15 protein-coding genes are annotated in these 15409 nt (G+C 66.5%); 7 read left to right on the forward strand and 8 right to left on the reverse strand.

Annotated elements, in window-relative coordinates:
* Positions 1-74 precede the first annotated feature (74 nt).
* Positions 75-551 (forward strand): Hsp20 family protein, encoded by a 477-nt coding sequence (locus P5F91_RS16155; RefSeq protein ID WP_145611566.1) that lies wholly within the window; start codon positions 75-77, stop codon positions 549-551.
* Positions 552-881: 330 nt separating this feature from the next.
* Here the strand turns inward: P5F91_RS16155 and P5F91_RS16160 are convergent, their stop codons facing one another.
* Together P5F91_RS16160 and P5F91_RS16165 are read right to left on the reverse strand one after the other, a co-directional pair.
* A complete protein-coding gene (locus tag P5F91_RS16160; protein WP_145611563.1) occupies positions 882-2792 on the reverse strand; it encodes a propionyl-CoA synthetase in 1911 nt (636 codons plus the stop codon).
* Between the two features lie 350 nt (positions 2793-3142).
* Positions 3143-4261, reverse strand: coding sequence for a patatin-like phospholipase family protein (locus tag P5F91_RS16165; RefSeq protein ID WP_145611561.1), 1119 nt, complete (start codon positions 4259-4261; stop codon positions 3143-3145).
* A 308-nt stretch (positions 4262-4569) separates the two neighbouring features.
* On the opposite strand from P5F91_RS16165, the gene P5F91_RS16170 reads away from it, so the two are divergent.
* On the forward strand, positions 4570-4761 hold the full coding sequence (locus tag P5F91_RS16170; RefSeq protein WP_145611559.1) for a DUF4169 family protein: 192 nt from the start codon (positions 4570-4572) through the stop codon (positions 4759-4761).
* Positions 4762-4812: 51 nt separating this feature from the next.
* On the opposite strand, the gene P5F91_RS16175 is transcribed toward P5F91_RS16170, so the two are convergent.
* Positions 4813-5190 carry a VOC family protein gene (locus tag P5F91_RS16175; RefSeq protein WP_277907606.1) on the reverse strand — a complete coding sequence of 126 codons (378 nt, stop codon included), beginning with the start codon at positions 5188-5190 and terminating at the stop codon, positions 4813-4815.
* A gap of 112 nt (positions 5191-5302) precedes the next feature.
* Between P5F91_RS16175 and P5F91_RS16180 the strand changes: the two genes are divergently transcribed.
* Entirely contained in the window at positions 5303-5869 is a 567-nt protein-coding gene (locus P5F91_RS16180; RefSeq protein WP_277907607.1) for a TetR/AcrR family transcriptional regulator, read from the forward strand.
* Between the two features lie 28 nt (positions 5870-5897).
* On the opposite strand, the gene P5F91_RS16185 is transcribed toward P5F91_RS16180, so the two are convergent.
* The 3 genes from P5F91_RS16185 to P5F91_RS16195 all read right to left on the reverse strand — a co-directional run bounded on the left by P5F91_RS16185 (position 5898) and on the right by P5F91_RS16195 (position 7804).
* Positions 5898-6977, reverse strand: a complete 1080-nt coding sequence (locus P5F91_RS16185; protein ID WP_277907608.1) for a 5-(carboxyamino)imidazole ribonucleotide synthase — start codon at positions 6975-6977, stop codon at positions 5898-5900.
* The gene (gene purE, locus P5F91_RS16190) at positions 6974-7438 is read right to left on the reverse strand and encodes a 5-(carboxyamino)imidazole ribonucleotide mutase (RefSeq protein WP_040848330.1); all 465 of its coding nucleotides are present in this window, start codon (positions 7436-7438) and stop codon (positions 6974-6976) included. The genes P5F91_RS16185 and purE overlap by 4 nt, the downstream gene beginning before the upstream one ends.
* 165 nt (positions 7439-7603) lie before the next feature.
* Positions 7604-7804: a YdcH family protein gene (locus P5F91_RS16195; RefSeq protein WP_040848320.1), complete on the reverse strand. Its 201-nt coding sequence runs from the start codon at positions 7802-7804 to the stop codon at positions 7604-7606.
* A gap of 164 nt (positions 7805-7968) precedes the next feature.
* Between P5F91_RS16195 and P5F91_RS16200 the strand changes: the two genes are divergently transcribed.
* The 4 genes from P5F91_RS16200 (at position 7969) to P5F91_RS16215 (ending at position 13925) form a co-directional block, all read left to right on the forward strand.
* Positions 7969-9063: an ATP-dependent 6-phosphofructokinase gene (locus P5F91_RS16200; RefSeq protein ID WP_145611554.1), complete on the forward strand. Its 1095-nt coding sequence runs from the start codon at positions 7969-7971 to the stop codon at positions 9061-9063.
* Positions 9056-9529 carry a TIGR02444 family protein gene (locus P5F91_RS16205; RefSeq protein ID WP_211106971.1) on the forward strand — a complete coding sequence of 158 codons (474 nt, stop codon included), beginning with the start codon at positions 9056-9058 and terminating at the stop codon, positions 9527-9529. Before P5F91_RS16200 ends, P5F91_RS16205 begins: the two co-directional genes overlap by 8 nt.
* Positions 9530-9704: 175 nt before the next feature.
* Positions 9705-11786, forward strand: a complete 2082-nt coding sequence (locus tag P5F91_RS16210) for a M13 family metallopeptidase (protein ID WP_277907609.1) — start codon at positions 9705-9707, stop codon at positions 11784-11786.
* Positions 11787-11867: 81 nt separating this feature from the next.
* Positions 11868-13925: a M13 family metallopeptidase gene (locus tag P5F91_RS16215; RefSeq protein WP_277907610.1), complete on the forward strand. Its 2058-nt coding sequence runs from the start codon at positions 11868-11870 to the stop codon at positions 13923-13925.
* 230 nt (positions 13926-14155) lie between these two features.
* On the opposite strand, the gene ykgO is transcribed toward P5F91_RS16215, so the two are convergent.
* Together ykgO and P5F91_RS16225 are read right to left on the reverse strand one after the other, a co-directional pair.
* Positions 14156-14281, reverse strand: a complete 126-nt coding sequence (ykgO, locus tag P5F91_RS16220) for a type B 50S ribosomal protein L36 (protein WP_012973122.1) — start codon at positions 14279-14281, stop codon at positions 14156-14158.
* A 97-nt stretch (positions 14282-14378) separates the two neighbouring features.
* On the reverse strand, positions 14379-15380 hold the full coding sequence (locus P5F91_RS16225; protein WP_145611550.1) for a methyltransferase domain-containing protein: 1002 nt from the start codon (positions 15378-15380) through the stop codon (positions 14379-14381).
* Positions 15381-15409: the final 29 nt, after the last annotated feature.

Genomic DNA, 15409 nt, shown 5'->3' on the forward strand with positions numbered 1-15409 from the left:
ATGAAACCCCACCCAACGGGACGGCCAGGATGGCGCCCAAGGGGCCGGGGTGATCGCTCTACCGGAGGATTATCATGCGCAGTTACGACCTGTCCCCGCTGTTCCGTTCCACCGTCGGTTTCGACCGCCTGACCCGCCTGATGGAGTCGGCCCTGAAGACCGAGGACCAGGGCAACGCCTACCCGCCCTACAACATCGAGAAGCGCGGGGACGACGATTACCGCATCACCATGGCGGTCGCTGGCTTCAGCCAGGAAGAGATCGACATCGTGACGCAGGAGAACGCGCTGACGGTCATCGGCAAGTCACGCAAGGATGATCAGGCCTCCCCACAGACACAGTACCTGCACCGGGGCATCGCCGGCCGTGCCTTTGAGCGGCGCTTCCAGCTGGCCGAGCATATCCGGGTGACGGGTGCGGCGCTGGAAAATGGCCTGCTGCACATCGACCTGGTGCGGGAGGTGCCGGAGACGGCCAAGCCGCGCCACATACCGATCGCTAACCTGGGCCAGAGCTCGACCGCCCTGCCCACCGGGCAGGCAGCCAACTAAGTCCTGGTCCAACTAAGTCCTGGCCACGGCTAGAAAGGGTCCGGATGGGTGACCGCCCGGGCCCTTACAGCCAGCGCGATTTCAGGACGCCAAAATGGAAAGGGCCGCAGCTATTGCGCTGCGGCCCTTTCGCATTCCCAGCGGCGCCGGTTTTCCGGCTGCCTGATTTTGCCCGCCCGTTCAACCCGTACCAAACTTCGAAACGGACGGTATGCAGGGCACGCGGACCAGTCAACCCACTTTGGCAATAAAGGCCGCAGATCAGTCAACGCACCGTCACAATTTTGCCACATGGGAGGTACGCCGTTGCGGTAAGCCAGCCCCTCTATCTCATTGATTCAAAATTGATTTCCGGCCATAGCCGGCGGCCGTCAGGGCGGCGCCAATCTCCTCCAGAATAGCCGGGTCATCAATGGTGGCGGGCATGGCCCAAGCCTCCTGGTCCGCGATCTTTTGCATGGTCGCCCGCAGGATTTTCCCTGAGCGGGTTTTGGGCAGCCGCTCCACCACCAAGGCCTGGCGGAAGGCGGCCACGGGGCCGATGACCTCCCGCACCCGCTGCACCACCTCGGCCACAATCGTCTCATGACCGCGGGTCACCCCCGCCTTCAGCACCAGGAAACCCAGCGGCAACTGCCCCTTCAGCGCATCGTGCACGCCAATGACTGCGCACTCCGCCACGTCGGGATGCCCGGCCAGGACCTCTTCCATGGCGCCGGTGGACAGGCGATGGCCGGCCACGTTGATGATGTCGTCGGTGCGGGCCATGATGAACAGGTAGCCATCCTCATCGACATAGCCGGCGTCCGATGTCTGGTAGAAACCCGGATATTCGGAGAGGTAGCTGCGGATGAAACGCTCTTCAGCGTTCCACAGCGTGGGTAGGGCACCCGGCGGCAGCGGCAGGCGCATGGTGACCGCCCCCAGCGTGCCCGCCGGCACCTCGTGCCCCTGCCCGTCCAGCACCCGCACATCCCAGCCCGGCAGCGGCCGAGTGACCGAGCCATGCTTGACCGGCATGAGGCCCAGCCCCACCGGATTGCCCGCGACCGGCCAGCCAGTTTCCGTCTGCCACCAATTGTCGATGACCGGCACCTTGAGATGGGTTTCGGCCCAGCGCAGGGTATCGCTGTCGGATCGTTCGCCGGCCAGGTACAGCTGGCGGAAATGGCTGAGGTCGAAATTCTTCAGCAACAGGCCCTCCGGATCCTCGCGCTTGATGGCGCGGAAGGCGGTTGGGGCGGTGAACAGCATGCTCACCTTGTGCTGGCTGATCACCCGCCAGTAGGCGCTGGCGTCCGGCGTCCCCACCGGCTTGCCCTCATACAGCACGGTGGTGGCGCCGTGCAGCAAAGGGCCGTAGACAATATAACTGTGCCCGACCACCCAGCCCACGTCGCTGGCGGCCCAGAACACCTCCCCCGGCTTCAGCCCATAGAAATGTTCCATGGTCCATTTCAGGGCCACGGCATGGCCGCCGTTGTCGCGGACCACGCCCTTGGGCTGGCCCGTGGTGCCGGAGGTGTACAGGATGTACAGCGGATCCGTGGCGGCCACCGGCACGCAATCGTGCGGCGTCGCCGTTTCGGCCTCTGCCCAGTCGATGTCGCGGCCCGGCTTCAGGGGCGCCTGCTCCTGCGGCCGCTGCAGGATGATGCAGCGGGTCGGCTTGTGCGCCGCCTGGTCGATGGCGCTGTCCAGCAGGGGCTTGTAGGGAATGATCCGGGCGCCCTCGATCCCGCAGGAGGCGGAGACCACCACCTTCGGCCTGGCGTCGTCCAGGCGGGTGGCCAGTTCACGCGCGGCGAATCCACCGAAGACGACGGAATGGATGGCGCCCAGCCGGGCGCAAGCCAGCATGGCGACAACTGCCTCGGCCACCATGGGCATGTAGAGGATGACGCGATCACCCTTCCCCACCCCCTGGGCTGCCAACAGGCCGGCGAAGCGCGCCGTCAGGTCCAGCAGCTCGCGATAGGTGTATGTGGCCACGGTGTTGGTGATGGGCCGGTCATGGATCAGCGCCACCTGGTCCCCCCGCCCCGCCGCCACGTGGCGGTCCAGCGCGTTCCAGCAGGTGTTCAGCTGCCCGCCGGTGAACCAGCGGAACAGGGGCGCGCGGCTATCATCCAGCACATGATCCCAGGGGCGGATCCAGTCGATGGCCTGGGCCGCCTCCCCCCAGAAGCCTTCGGGGTCTTCCAGAGACCGGTTGTACACTTCCGCATAGCGTCCGCTCATCCGCTTACCCCCCCTTTGGGGCCCCGAAGGCCCCTATTCTTGCTTGGTCCCGCCACCATCGCAGGACGCCCAGGGGGACGACCATGAGACAGATCAACGGCCTGCCTTCATCCTACCGGCTCGGGGGCGCCGGCCAACACGAAACCGCCCCGCCCACCCGAAAGGACAGGGCGGTGCGGCAGCGGGTGGCATAGGGCGGGCGTGCATGTGGGATAGGGGCGCCGGCAACGAACGACTTGAAAGGTAAGGCGATTCGGTCGGACGGCCTAGCTGGGCCTCTGCCACCCTCCATTTAAGAAGGGTATGGGCGCCACCTCGACGTCCAAGGTGGTGCCCCGTCAGACGGCACGTCAGATGATCGCCCGCCCCGCCGCGAAGCTGCTTTCGCGGCCCACCTGGTCATAGCAGCCGGTGAGCCAATCGCCGGCTGCGGCACGTCCCATATCACGCAGCTCAGTCAGGAAGCCCCAGTCGGCGTTCAGCTTGCTGGAGACGCCCAGGTCCGCCATGCCGGGCCCCGGCTCCACCAGGTGCAGATAGACCGGGCGCACGCCGGCCTCCGCCGGGTCGATGCCGTGGTCCGCACACAGGCGGTTCACCAGCTCCAGCGACTTGAGTTCGCGCAGCAGGGTGGCGTTGAAGCCGATCTCGCTCATGCGGTCGACGATGGCGCTCGGCGACGTGGGCACCGCCGGCCGCTGCAGCGGCGTCACCTGCACCACCAGAATGTCGGTCGCCGTGCAATCATGCAGCAGGGGATAAAGCGTGGGGTTACCCATATAGCCGCCATCCCAGTACGGCTCACCCTCGATCTCCACCGCCTGGAACAGGATGGGCACGCAGGCCGAGGCCAGCAGCGCCTCGATGGACAGGTCCGCGCCCTTGAACACGCGCAGCTGGCCGCGGTTGACGTTGGTGGCGCTGACGAACAGGCGCACGCTGTCGGACCGGCGTAGCACCTCGAAGTCGATGAGGCCGTCCAACACGTCGCGCATGGGGTTCAGGCCCAGCGGGTTGAACTGATAGGGCGACATCATGCGCACCATCATGTCCAGGCCGGCATAGACAGGGGAATGGTCCAGGTTGCGCCGCGCGGCCCCGCCTGTCATCCAGTCCAGCCAGGTGGGCTGCAGGGGGCCGGTGGCGGAGCTTTTGGCCATCCGCCGCCATAGACGGTGCAACAGGGCACGGGCCCCCTCCGCCCCACCGGTCAACAGGCCATAGGCCAGCAACGCGCCGTTGACGGCGCCGGCGCTGGTGCCGCTGATGCCCTCGACATCCAGCCGGCCGTCCTCCAGCAGGCGGTCCAGCACGCCCCAGGTGAACGCGCCGTGAGAACCGCCGCCCTGCAGCGCCAAATTGACGGTGCGCCGCGCCGGCACCTCAGTGACCGGAGGAGCCGCTGGCTCTGGCGACACCGGTGTCGCCCGCCGCCGCCGCTTGGCCACATCGCCCGCAGAACCGTCCATCCCGCCCTAACCCTCAAAGAAAAGTGGCCCGGTGTTGAAGGCGAAGCACAGAATTCGCCGGTCCGCCGGGGCCAACATGGTTAACAACTGCCTGGGCTTGTCGATAAAATGCCGCCCAATTCGCAAATGACTCATACCGCGATACCGGTAACGGAACAAACCCGTCTTGAACAATGCTGAACCTGGGTTAAGGTTAGGTTAGTGACTTGGGACGCAACGGCATCCGGGCTCGCCCTCAATGGACGGCGCCCGCCCGCCATCCTCAGCGATCAGGCGTTCCCGAGCATCATGACGAGGGAAAGACGGCCGTGGGCGACGTAGTCAACCTGAACCGGTTCCGTAAGCAGAAGGCCAAGGAAGAGCGGGCGGCCAAGGCGGCCGAGAACCGCGTCGTCCATGGCCGCACCAAGGCCGAGCGTACGGCCGAGCAGAAGCGCCAGGACAACCAGACGGCGGACCTGGACGGCAAGAAGCTGGAACCCGCGGACCAGGACGACTAGGACGGTAAGCCCGAACGGGTTCCACGCATCCCAGCCCAGGCGGCGATTGGCTCAGCTGTTCGCGGCAAAGGGCCGGAAGAAATTGATCGTGTTGCCGTCAGGGTCGCGGAACAGCATGGAACGGTTGCCCCAAGGCATGTCCTTGGGCTGCAGCAGCCAATGGGTCACAAGGACGTCGATACGGTCACGCTCCCGGTCGACGTCATCGACCTGAAATTCCAGGATCGCCGACTGGTTGGAACCGGCGACCCAATCCCCGCCGTGCATGAATTCACAGGCCTTGCGGCTGACCAGCGCCAGAATCGCGCCCCCGGGCCGAAACTCCACATAATCGTCGTTTCCGACCGGCGGCGTTGCCAGCAGCTTCTCATAGAAGGCCGCGAGCCGGGGCACATCCTCGCTCACAAGGCGCGTATAGGCGAACTTCATGGGGCATCCTCCGACTTGCAGGGTGAGGCCAGGGCCGTGATAGTGAACGCAATCGTTCTTATAGAACGGTACGGTGCCGTACTGTTTCGTGTCAAGAAAGGAAGGCAGCCCCATGTCGGTCCCAACACAGACCGTGGATAAGCGGGTCGAGCGCTCGAAAGCGAAGGTGCTGGCCGAGACCTACCGGCAGCTGGTGCAAAGCGGGATCGCCGGGGTGAGCGTCGACGAAGTCTCTCGCATCTCGGGGATTTCCAAGACGACAATCTATCGCCACTGGCCCTCGCGGTCGGCCTTGCTGATCGATGCCTGTTCCCGGCTGGGGGGCACGCCTGTCGCGCCCGACACCGGCAGCCTGCGGGGTGATGCCCGGGCCCTGCTCTCCCATCTCGCCCATCAGCTGCGGACGGCGAACTGGGCTTCGGTCTATCCCTCGATCATTGACGCGGCGGAACGCGATGCCGAGCTGAGCACCATGCAGGCAGCGCTGCACAAAACCTTCATGGCACCCTTTGAAGCCATCATAGAACGCGCCAAGGCCAAAGGAGAGGTCCCCAGGGACCGCGTCACCAACGATGTCGTCGCCCTGCTGGTCGGGCCTTTCTTCTTCCGTCGCTGGTTCGCAAAGGAGGGAATGGACGATTGTTTCATCGACGCGGTCGTCGAAGCGGCACTTCGGTAGCCACAACCAAGGTAACCGACCGCCCGCGTCACCGCGGGCGGTTCACGTGCCCCATCTTGCGGCCTGGCCGCGCCTCCGCCTTGCCGTAGAGGTGCAAGCGGGCGCCGGGTTCAGCCAGCAGGTCATGCCACTGGTCGGCGTCGTCGCCGATCAGGTTCTTCATCATGCAGGGCGCCATGATGTCGGTGGCGCCCAGGGGCAATCCACAGACGGCGCGCACCAATTGCTCGAACTGGCTGGTGGCGCAGAAATCCATGGTCCAGTGACCGGAGTTATGCGGCCGGGGCGCCACCTCGTTCACCAACACCCGACCGTCCGGCGTCACGAACATCTCCACCGCCAACAGGCCGACGACGCCCAGCGCCTCCGTCAGCGTCCGGGCGATGCGCGCGGCTTCGCCTGCGACGGCCGGAGTCACGGCCGCCGGCACCAGCGTCTCATCCAGGATGCCCTTGGCGTGGCGGTTCTCCACCACCGGGAAGGCAGCCATGACGCCATCGGCGCGGCGGGCGACGATGACCGACACCTCGCAGGCGAAGGTGACGAACCCCTCCAGCACGGCGCTGTCGGTGCGCAGCGACTGCCAGGCGGCAGCCAGGTCGCTGTCGGGCCCCAGGCGCACCTGGCCCTTGCCGTCGTACCCCATGCGGGCGGACTTGAGGATGGACGGCGTGCCCAGGTCGGCCACGGCGGCGCGCAGGGAGTCGACGCCGGTCACCGCGCGGAATGGCGCGGTGCCGATGCCGAGATTGTTGGCGAAGGTCTTCTCTTCCAGGCGGTCCTGGGCCACGGCCAGAACGTGGGCGCCCGGGAAGGTCGGCACCCGGGCGGCCAGGAAATCGATGGTGGCCGTGGGGATGTTCTCCCACTCCAGCGTCACGACGTCGACGGCCTTGGCGAAGGCCTCCAGCGCCGCCCAGTCATCGAAGGCCGCCAGGGTCTCAACCGACACCACCTGGGCGCAGGGGCTGTCCCGGTCCGGCCCGTAGGCATGGGTGCGGTAACCCAGGTTGGCAGCGGCCAGCGCCGTCATGCGGCCCAGCTGGCCATTGCCCAGCATGCCGATGGTCGAACCCGGCGGGACGACGGTAAGGGGGGAAAGGGTCATTCCTCGTCCCGGGGTTCCAGGGCCACGCGATCGGTCTGGGCGGCGCGCCAGGCGTCCAGGGCGTCGGCCAGGCGCTTGTCGTTCAGCGCCAGGACGGCGGCGGCCAGCAGGGCGGCGTTGATGGCGCCGGCCTTGCCGATGGCCAGGGTGCCCACAGGGATGCCGCCCGGCATCTGCGCGATGGACAGCAGGCTGTCCATGCCCTTCAGCGCGTGGCTTTCCACCGGCACGCCGAACACGGGCAGCGGGGTCATGGCGGCCGCCATGCCCGGCAGGTGCGCGGCACCACCGGCGCCGGCGACAATAACCTTCAGGCCGCGGTCGCGGGCGGTGGTCGCGTAGTCGACCAGGCGGTGGGGGGTGCGGTGGGCGGAGACGATGCGCGTCTCGAACGGGACGCCCAATTCCTCAAGCACGGCGGCGCCGTGGCGCATGGTCGCCCAATCGGACTGGCTACCCATGATGATGCCGACCAGCGGCGCGCTTTCAGGCTTCTGGCTCACCGGTGTTGCTCCCCCCGGGCTAAAAGGAAGCGCCGGATTATAGGAGGGGGAAGCGCCCTTGCAAGTGCCCGCACCGCATGCCGGCCACGCCCGGACGGGGCCTGTCCAGGATGGGAAATGACATCAAGCGATGATGTCGGGCAGCAGTTCGCTCTCCAGGCGCGCGATCAAGTCCTTGAGCAGCAGCTTGCGCTTCTTCAGCCGCTGAATCTGCAACTGATCCACCGGGAACTGGCCCGTCAGGCGGGTGATGATGTCGTCGAGGTCACGATGCTCCACCCGAAGCGTCGCCAGCTTCTCCTTCAGGGTGTGTTGTTCAGTCATCCGTGCCTTTTAGCGTTCGCTGATCTCGATCACCGGGCGATCTATACCAGAAATCCGGCGATAGGGGTGCTGCCTTTCGGCATGCCTCTCGGCGATTGCGGGCAGGTCCGGTTTTCCTCAAACTCACGTCTCGATCATCATTTCGTCAAGGGATGGGCACGGGCATGAGCAGCGGCAAGCGCATCGGCATCCTGACCAGCGGCGGTGATTGCGCCGGCCTGAACGCCGTCATCCGCGCCGTGGTCCACCGCGCCGTCACCACCTACAGCTGGCAGGTGCTGGGCATCGAGGAGGGCACACACGGGCTGCTGGACCGGCCGGTGCGCCACCGCGTGCTGCTGCCGACGCATGTGGACGGGAACATCCTGCGCCAGGGCGGCACCGTGCTGGGCACGACCAACAAGGGCGATCCCTTCGCCTACCCCATGCCCGACGGGACGAAGAAGGACCGGTCGCAGGAAATCATCAGCGGCTGCAAGGAACTCGGCCTGGACGCGCTGATCGGCATCGGCGGCGACGGAAGCCTGGCCATCCTGCGTCGCCTGGCGCAGGAGGGCGGCCTGAACCTGGTGGGCATCCCCAAGACCATCGACAACGACCTGGGCCTGACCGAGGTCTCCGTCGGCTACGACACCGCCGTGGCCGTGGCGACGGAGGCGCTGGACCGCCTACAGCCCACGGCCGCCAGCCACGCCCGCGTCATGGTGCTGGAGGTCATGGGACGGGACGCCGGCCACATCGCGCTGGCGGCCGGCATCGCCGGCGGTGCCGACGTCATCCTGCTGCCGGAGATCCCCTGGACAGTGGACGGCGTGGCCAACCGCATCCGCCAGATTCGCGCCCAGGGCCGCAACTTCGCCCTGGTGGTGGTGTCGGAGGCAGCCACCCTGCCGGGCGGCGGCAAGGCCCGGCAGGAATTCACCGATGGGCAGAAGCGCTATGGCGGCATCGGCAGCTACATCGGCCATCTGATCGCCGAGGCGACAGGGGCGGAAACCCGGGTCACCGTGCTGGGCCACGTGCAGCGCGGCGGGTCACCCAACCCCCGCGACCGGCTGATCGCGTCGGCCTTCGGCGTGCACGCCGTCGACCTGATCGCCAACGGCAAATACGACCGCATGGTGGCCTGGTCCAACCGCAAGGTCATCGACGTGCCCATCGCCGACGCCATCAAGGCTTATGCGGCGGTGGAGGTGGACGGCACTCTGGTACGCACGGCGCGCGGCCTGGGCATTTACGTGGGCGAGCCCCTTGCCTGACGACCGGGCGTCCGCACTCTGGCCCTACGCCCTGGCCGCCTATGCCCGGCCCGGCGTTGCCGAGGCGTGCCTGGCGGCGCAGGACGCGCACGGCGCCGACGTGCCGCTGTTGCTGTGGGGCTCCTGGGCGGCGGCGCGTGGCCACACCCTGACCGAGGCGGATCTGGCCGCCGCCGCGACAGTCGCCGCCCGCTGGCGCGCGCCCATCATCGCGCCGCTGCGCCAGGCCCGCCGTGCCTTGAAGACACTGGCGGCCGGCGCACCCGAGAACGAGGCCCTGCGCCAGGCGGTCAAGGCGGCGGAACTGGAGGCCGAGCGGCTGTACATGGCGACCTTGGAACAGCTCGCCGACGGCTGGCCGGCGCCCGCCCCGTCCTGCTCTCAAGCTTTGCGCGACAATCTGGCGCGTCTGCTGCCGCCGGAAGCGGCCCTGGTTACAGAGCGGTTACATAAGGCGCTTTCCTGACGGCGCGACGCCTATGGTACTGTCCCCGCCATCAAATCATTTCGCCTGGCATCAAATTTTCGGGCGGCCTTGATTTTGACCCCTTTGGGGTCCCTGGCCCGGTTGCCGTGGGCAGCGGCACCGGCCGGCAAGGGGACCCCGCAGGGCCCAACGACAACAACAGGTGATGGATCACATGTCCGGGGTACGCAGCCTTTCCACATCGGCCGCACTGGCCGCCCTGATCGCCGCCGCCGGCCTGGCCGGTTGCCAATCCACCGACACAAAGGTGCCGACGCCCCCAGCCGCCCTCCCGGCATCGGCCCCGCAGGGCGCCGGCATGCCGACCGCCCCTGGCTTGCCGGTGGTCGATAACGACGTCAACCCCTGCGAGAACTTCTTCCTGCACGCCTGCAGCGTGTGGAACAAGCGCAACCCCATCCCGGCGGACCAGCCGCGCTGGGGCACCTTCAACAAGCTGGCCGACGACAACCTGGCCCTGCTGCACGACGAGCTGGAGAAGCTGGCGGCCCATCCGACGCCCGAGAGCCAGCGCGTGGGCGATTTCTACGCCGCCTGCATGGACGAGAAGGGCATCGAGGCGCGGGGCCTGGCGCCGCTGCAGCCGCTGCTGGGCCGAATCAATGGCCTGAAGAGCAAGAGGGGCCTGACCAGCCTGCTGGTCGACCTGCACATCGCCGGCGTCAACGCCTTCCACCGCGTGGGCCAGCAGCAGGACTACAAGGACGCGACCCAGGTCATCGCCGGTGTCTACCAGGGCGGCCTGGGCCTGCCGGACAAGCCCTATTATTTCCGCGACGACGACAAGTCCAAGCAGCAGCGGGCCGCTTATGTCACCCACATCCAGAAGATGATGGAGCTGGCGGGCCTGCCCGACGCGGCCGCCAAGGCGCAGACGGTCATGGGCATCGAAACGCGCCTGGCCGACGCCTCGCTGGACCGCGTCGCCATGCGCGAGCCGGAGAACCGCTATCATCTCAAGACCGTCGCCGAGTTGCGGACGCTGGACCCGGCCATCGACTGGACGGCCTATATCCACGGCGCGGGCGTGAAGCCGCCGGCCACGCTGAACGTCAGCAACCCCGACTACATGAAGCGGGAAAACGAGCTGATCCACAGCCTGAGCCTGGCCGACATCAAGACCTATCTGACCTGGCGCACCCTCAGCGCCTATGCCAATTGGCTGCCCGACGCCTTCGTGCAGGAGAACTTCAACTTCTATGAGCGCACCATGCGCGGCGCCAAGGAGATGAAGCCCCGGTGGAAGCGCTGCGTCAGCGCCACCGACACCGCCCTGGGCGAGGATCTGGGCAAGTACTTCGTCGCCCGCGCCTTCGGGCCGGAGAAGAAGGCCCGCATGCTGCAGATGGTGGCGGACATCCGCAAGTCGCTGGATGAGACCTTCCCCACCCTGACCTGGATGAGCAAGGAGACCCAGGCCAAGGCGCACGCCAAGCTGGACGCCTTCACCGCCAAGATCGGCTACCCCGACAAGTGGCGGGACTACAGTGCCCTGGCGGTCAGCCGCGGCGACGCCCTGGGCAACGCCCTGCGGGCCGAGTCGTTCGAGTTCCACTACGACATGGCCAAGATCGGCAAGCCGGTGGACAAGGGGGAATGGGGCATGACCCCGCCCACCGTCAACGCCTACTATTCCTCCACCCACAACGACATCAACTTCCCGGCCGGCATCCTGCAGCCGCCCTTCTTCGACAGCGCGGCCGACGATGCCGTGAACTACGGCGCCATCGGCGTGGTCATCGGCCATGAGATCAGCCACGGCTTCGACGACCAGGGCCGCAAGTTCGACGGCGACGGCAACCTGAAGGATTGGTGGACGGCCGACGACGCGGCCCAGTTCAAGACCCGCGCGCAGTGCCTCGTCGACCAGTACGGCGGCTACGTCGCCGACGGCGACGTGAAGGAGAACGGCAAGCTGAAGCTGGGTGAGAACACCGCCGACAACGGCGGCATCCGTGTCGCCTACCGCGCCCTGATGGAACGGCTGGGGACGAAGAAGGATGAGAAGATCGGCGGCCTGACGGCGGCCCAGCGCTTCTTCTACGGCTTCGCCCAGGTCTGGTGCGGCGAGGCGCGGCCGGAATACCGGCGCCTGCAGGCCCAGACCGACCCGCATTCCCTGGGTGAGTACCGCGTGAACGGCACCCTCTCGAACATGAAGGAGTTCGCGGAGGCGTTCAACTGCAAGCCCACCGACAAGATGGTGGCCGGCGAGAAAGCCTGCCGCGTCTGGTGACGGGCGTCTGACAGGGGCGCCGGTGCCATCCACCGGCGCCCCTTTCATTTCAAAAAACACAACGAAGGTGGAGCACCCCACATGAGCAAGCCTATCGCGGGGATTCTGAACCGGGCGGCGCCCATCGCCTTGGCCACCGCCCTGGTGGCGCTGCCTCTCGCGGCGCGGGCCTCCGATGCACCCAAGAAGGCGTCGGCCACCGAGGCGGCCCTGCCCCAGGTCGATGACTCGGTCGACCCCTGCCAGAACTTCTATCAGTACGCCTGCGGTCCGTGGATCAAGGCCAACCCCATTCCCAGCGACCAGTCGCGCTGGGGCAGCTTCAACTCCCTGCATGAGCGCAACCAGCAGATCCTGAAGACGGCGCTGGAAGACATCGTGGCGCATCCCAACGCCGACAATCAGCGCGTGGGCGACTTCTACGCCGCCTGCATGGACGAGACCGGCGCGGACGCCAAGGGCGCCGCCCCCATCCAGCCGCTGCTGGACCAGGTCAAGGCGTTGTCGGGCAAGGAGCAGCTGCCGGCCCTGGTGGCGGCCCTGCACGATGTGGGTGTCGACGTGTTCTTCGGCTTCGGCTCGCAGGCGGATTTCCAGGACGCACGCCAGGACATCGCCACCGTGCAGCAGGGCGGCTTGGGCATGTCCAACCGCGACTACTACTTCCTTGAAGGCGCCAAGTTCGACGGCATCCGCCAGGCCTATGTGCAGCACGTGTCACGCGTCTTCCAGCTGCTGGGCGACGCCCCGGCGGCGGCCGATGCCAAGGCCCAGGTGGTGATGCGCATGGAGACCGATCTGGCCAAGGTGTCGCTCACCCTGGCGGAACTCAACGATCCGCAGCAGACCAATCATAAGGAACCGGTGGCGACGCTGGCCAAGCTGGCGCCCAGCTTCAACTGGGACGCCTATTTCAAAGCGACCGGCGCGCCGGCGTTCAAGACGCTGAACGTCGCCGAGCCCGGCTTCCTGGAGAAAGGCATGGAGTCGGTCCTGGCCGGCGCCTCGGTCGACGATGTGAAGACCTACCTGTCCTGGCACGTGGCCCACGCCTACTCCAGCCGCCTGTCCAAGGCCTTCGTGGAGGAGCGCTTCAGCTTCTATTCCAAGAAGCTGCGCGGCGTGGAACAGAACCTGCCGCGTTGGAAGCGCTGCGTCATGGAGACGGACAACGCGCTGGGCGAGGATCTGGGCAAGTATTATGTGAAGACCGCGTTCGGCGCGGGCCAGAAAGCCAAGATGCTGACCATGGTGAAGAACCTGAAGGCGGCGTATTCGGTCGACATCGACCAGCTGGACTGGATGAGCGCCGAAACCAAGAAGCGCGCGCACGAAAAGCTGGACGCCATCGTCGATAAGATCGGCTACCCCGACAAGTGGCGCGACTATTCTTCGGTCGTGACCAAGAAGGACGACCTGGTGGGCAACGTGGAACGCGCCACCGTGTTCGAGACCAAGCGCCAGCTGGCCAAGATCGGCAAGCCGCACGACCGGTCGGAATGGCTGATGAGCCCACCGACCGTGAACGCCTATTACGACCCGACCGAGAACGACATCAACTTCCCGGCCGGCATCCTGCAGCCGCCCTTCTATTTCGCGGGTGCCGACGACGCCATCAACTACGGCGCCATCGGCGCGGTCATCGGCCATGAGATGACCCACGGCTTCGACGACCAGGGCCGCCAGTACGACAAGGACGGCAACCTGAAGGATTGGTGGACGGCCGACGACGCCAAGAAGTTCGAGGCCCGCGCCCAGTGCGTGGTGGATGAGTACGACGGATTCGTCGCCATCGACGATGTGCACCTGAACGGCAAGGCCACGCTGGGCGAGAACCTGGCCGACAATGGCGGCCACGCCATCGCCCTGAAGGCCCTGATGGCCACCCTGAAGGGCAAGGCCGCCAAGAAGGACGGCCGCTTCACCACCGAGCAGAAGTTCTTCCTGGGCTACGCCCAGGTGTGGTGCAGCAACCAGCGCGACGACGCCAAGCGCGACCAGGCGATCACCGACGTCCATTCCCTGTCGGAGTACCGGGTGAACGGCGTCGTCTCCAACAATCCGGAGTTCGCCAAGGCCTTCAACTGCAAGGCCGACGCTCCCATGAACCGCGGCGCCAAGGCCTGCAAGGTCTGGTAAGCGGCCGGAATCCCCGTGGCTTCCCCGGAAGCCGCGGGGCCGAGTCTCAAAGGAAGCGCCCCGCCAGCCCTGTGCTGGCGGGGCTTTTTCCTGGCTGGGCGGCGATCACGGCCGAATCGCGCTCAAGCCGCAAGAAATCGTAAAACCGCAAAACAAAAACCGCGCCTTCATTCAGGCGCGGTTTTTGGTTCTGATGGCCGGCGAACCGGCCACAGGGCAGAAACGCTTTATTAGCCCTGGCGGGCCTTGAAGCGCGGGTTCTGCTTGTTGATGACGTACACGCGACCCTTGCGGCGGATAACGCGGCAAGCCTTGTGGCGGGTCTTCATCGACTTCAGGGAGTTCACGATCTTCATGATTTGGACTCGGGCACTTGGATTGGATCACGGTTCGAGGCCGGGAAAATAGTAAGGGCCGGCCCCGCTGTCAACCTGAGTCATATCGTAAAATCGATCAGCTGATATCCGCCGGCTTCAACACGTAAAAACGATAGAGGCGGATGCCGGCATCCAGCACCGCCACGCGGCGGGCCCACAGCTCCACCTCCTCCACCACCGCGATCTTGGTCTCGTGATCCATGCTGTGCTGTTCCAGGTGGGTCACCAGCCCCTGGATGGCGGTCAGGATGAGGCTACGGTGCAGGTCGGACAAATCCTCGGTGATGCGGATGTCCAGGTTGCGCTGCTGCAGGCCCTGGGCGTACTGGTCCACCGTCCAGGGATGAGGCTCAACGGGTTCATGGTCCAGCCAGCCCTTAAAGACGGGACCGCTGGCCTTGGCCTTGTCCAGGACGTAGTCGGTGAACAGGAAATGGCCGCGCGGCTTCAGCGCCGCCTCCACCGCATCCAGCAGGCCGTCCTTGTTGCGGACGGTGTAGAAGCCCTCTTTGGCGAACACGGCGTCCACGCGCTTGGGCCAGGAGAAGGTTTCCGGGTCGAAGGGCTGGATGGGCGCCTGGCGGGCCATGCCGGCCTTGTGCGAGCGGAACATGCCGGCCTCCGCCAGCACGGGATTGGATTCCAACCCCGTCACCCAGGCGCCGAACTGCGAGGCCATGCTGCGGGTGGACCCGCCCAGGCCAGCGGCCAGATCCAGCACGCTCATGGCCGGGTTCAGGCCTAGGGGCTTGACCAGGGTGGGGATGTGTTCGTTGCCGCCGGGGGTGGCGTAGCCGTCGCCCCAAATCTTTTCCGCCACCTGCACGCGGGTGGCCGTCCACAGGGGTTTGCCGGAGCGGTTCAGCGTGCGCCGGTCGGTGGAGGACTGGGGCGACTGCTTGGCGGAACCGCCCTGGGCGCCGCCGTCCCCCTGCTCCTCATCGGCACGCGGACGGCGGCTGAGCACCGCAGCCAAGTCGTAGCCTTCCCACCAGGCGACGAAGCGATCCTTCAGGGTCGCTTGCGGCAAGGTCGCCGGTGGCAGCGCCGCACCCTTCGAGCCCTGCTGGGCAGACATGCGTGGAACCAGCCCCGTGGAACATTAAT

Source organism: Nitrospirillum amazonense, from assembly GCF_029594735.1.
In the GTDB taxonomy this organism is placed as follows: domain Bacteria; phylum Pseudomonadota; class Alphaproteobacteria; order Azospirillales; family Azospirillaceae; genus Nitrospirillum; species Nitrospirillum amazonense.

Coding starts and splice junctions, on each gene's coding strand:
- purE (WP_040848330.1), bottom strand. CDS start 7,438: ATGGGTAGCCAGTCCGATTGGGCGACCATGCGCCACGGCGCCGCCGTG.
- P5F91_RS16225 (WP_145611550.1), bottom strand. CDS start 15,380: ATGTCTGCCCAGCAGGGCTCGAAGGGTGCGGCGCTGCCACCGGCGACC.
- P5F91_RS16195 (WP_040848320.1), bottom strand. CDS start 7,804: ATGACTGAACAACACACCCTGAAGGAGAAGCTGGCGACGCTTCGGGTG.
- P5F91_RS16200 (WP_145611554.1), top strand. CDS start 7,969: ATGAGCAGCGGCAAGCGCATCGGCATCCTGACCAGCGGCGGTGATTGC.
- P5F91_RS16180 (WP_277907607.1), top strand. CDS start 5,303: ATGTCGGTCCCAACACAGACCGTGGATAAGCGGGTCGAGCGCTCGAAA.
- P5F91_RS16210 (WP_277907609.1), top strand. CDS start 9,705: ATGTCCGGGGTACGCAGCCTTTCCACATCGGCCGCACTGGCCGCCCTG.
- P5F91_RS16185 (WP_277907608.1), bottom strand. CDS start 6,977: ATGACCCTTTCCCCCCTTACCGTCGTCCCGCCGGGTTCGACCATCGGC.
- P5F91_RS16160 (WP_145611563.1), bottom strand. CDS start 2,792: ATGAGCGGACGCTATGCGGAAGTGTACAACCGGTCTCTGGAAGACCCC.
- P5F91_RS16175 (WP_277907606.1), bottom strand. CDS start 5,190: ATGAAGTTCGCCTATACGCGCCTTGTGAGCGAGGATGTGCCCCGGCTC.
- P5F91_RS16155 (WP_145611566.1), top strand. CDS start 75: ATGCGCAGTTACGACCTGTCCCCGCTGTTCCGTTCCACCGTCGGTTTC.
- P5F91_RS16165 (WP_145611561.1), bottom strand. CDS start 4,261: ATGGACGGTTCTGCGGGCGATGTGGCCAAGCGGCGGCGGCGGGCGACA.
- ykgO (WP_012973122.1), bottom strand. CDS start 14,281: ATGAAGATCGTGAACTCCCTGAAGTCGATGAAGACCCGCCACAAGGCT.
- P5F91_RS16215 (WP_277907610.1), top strand. CDS start 11,868: ATGAGCAAGCCTATCGCGGGGATTCTGAACCGGGCGGCGCCCATCGCC.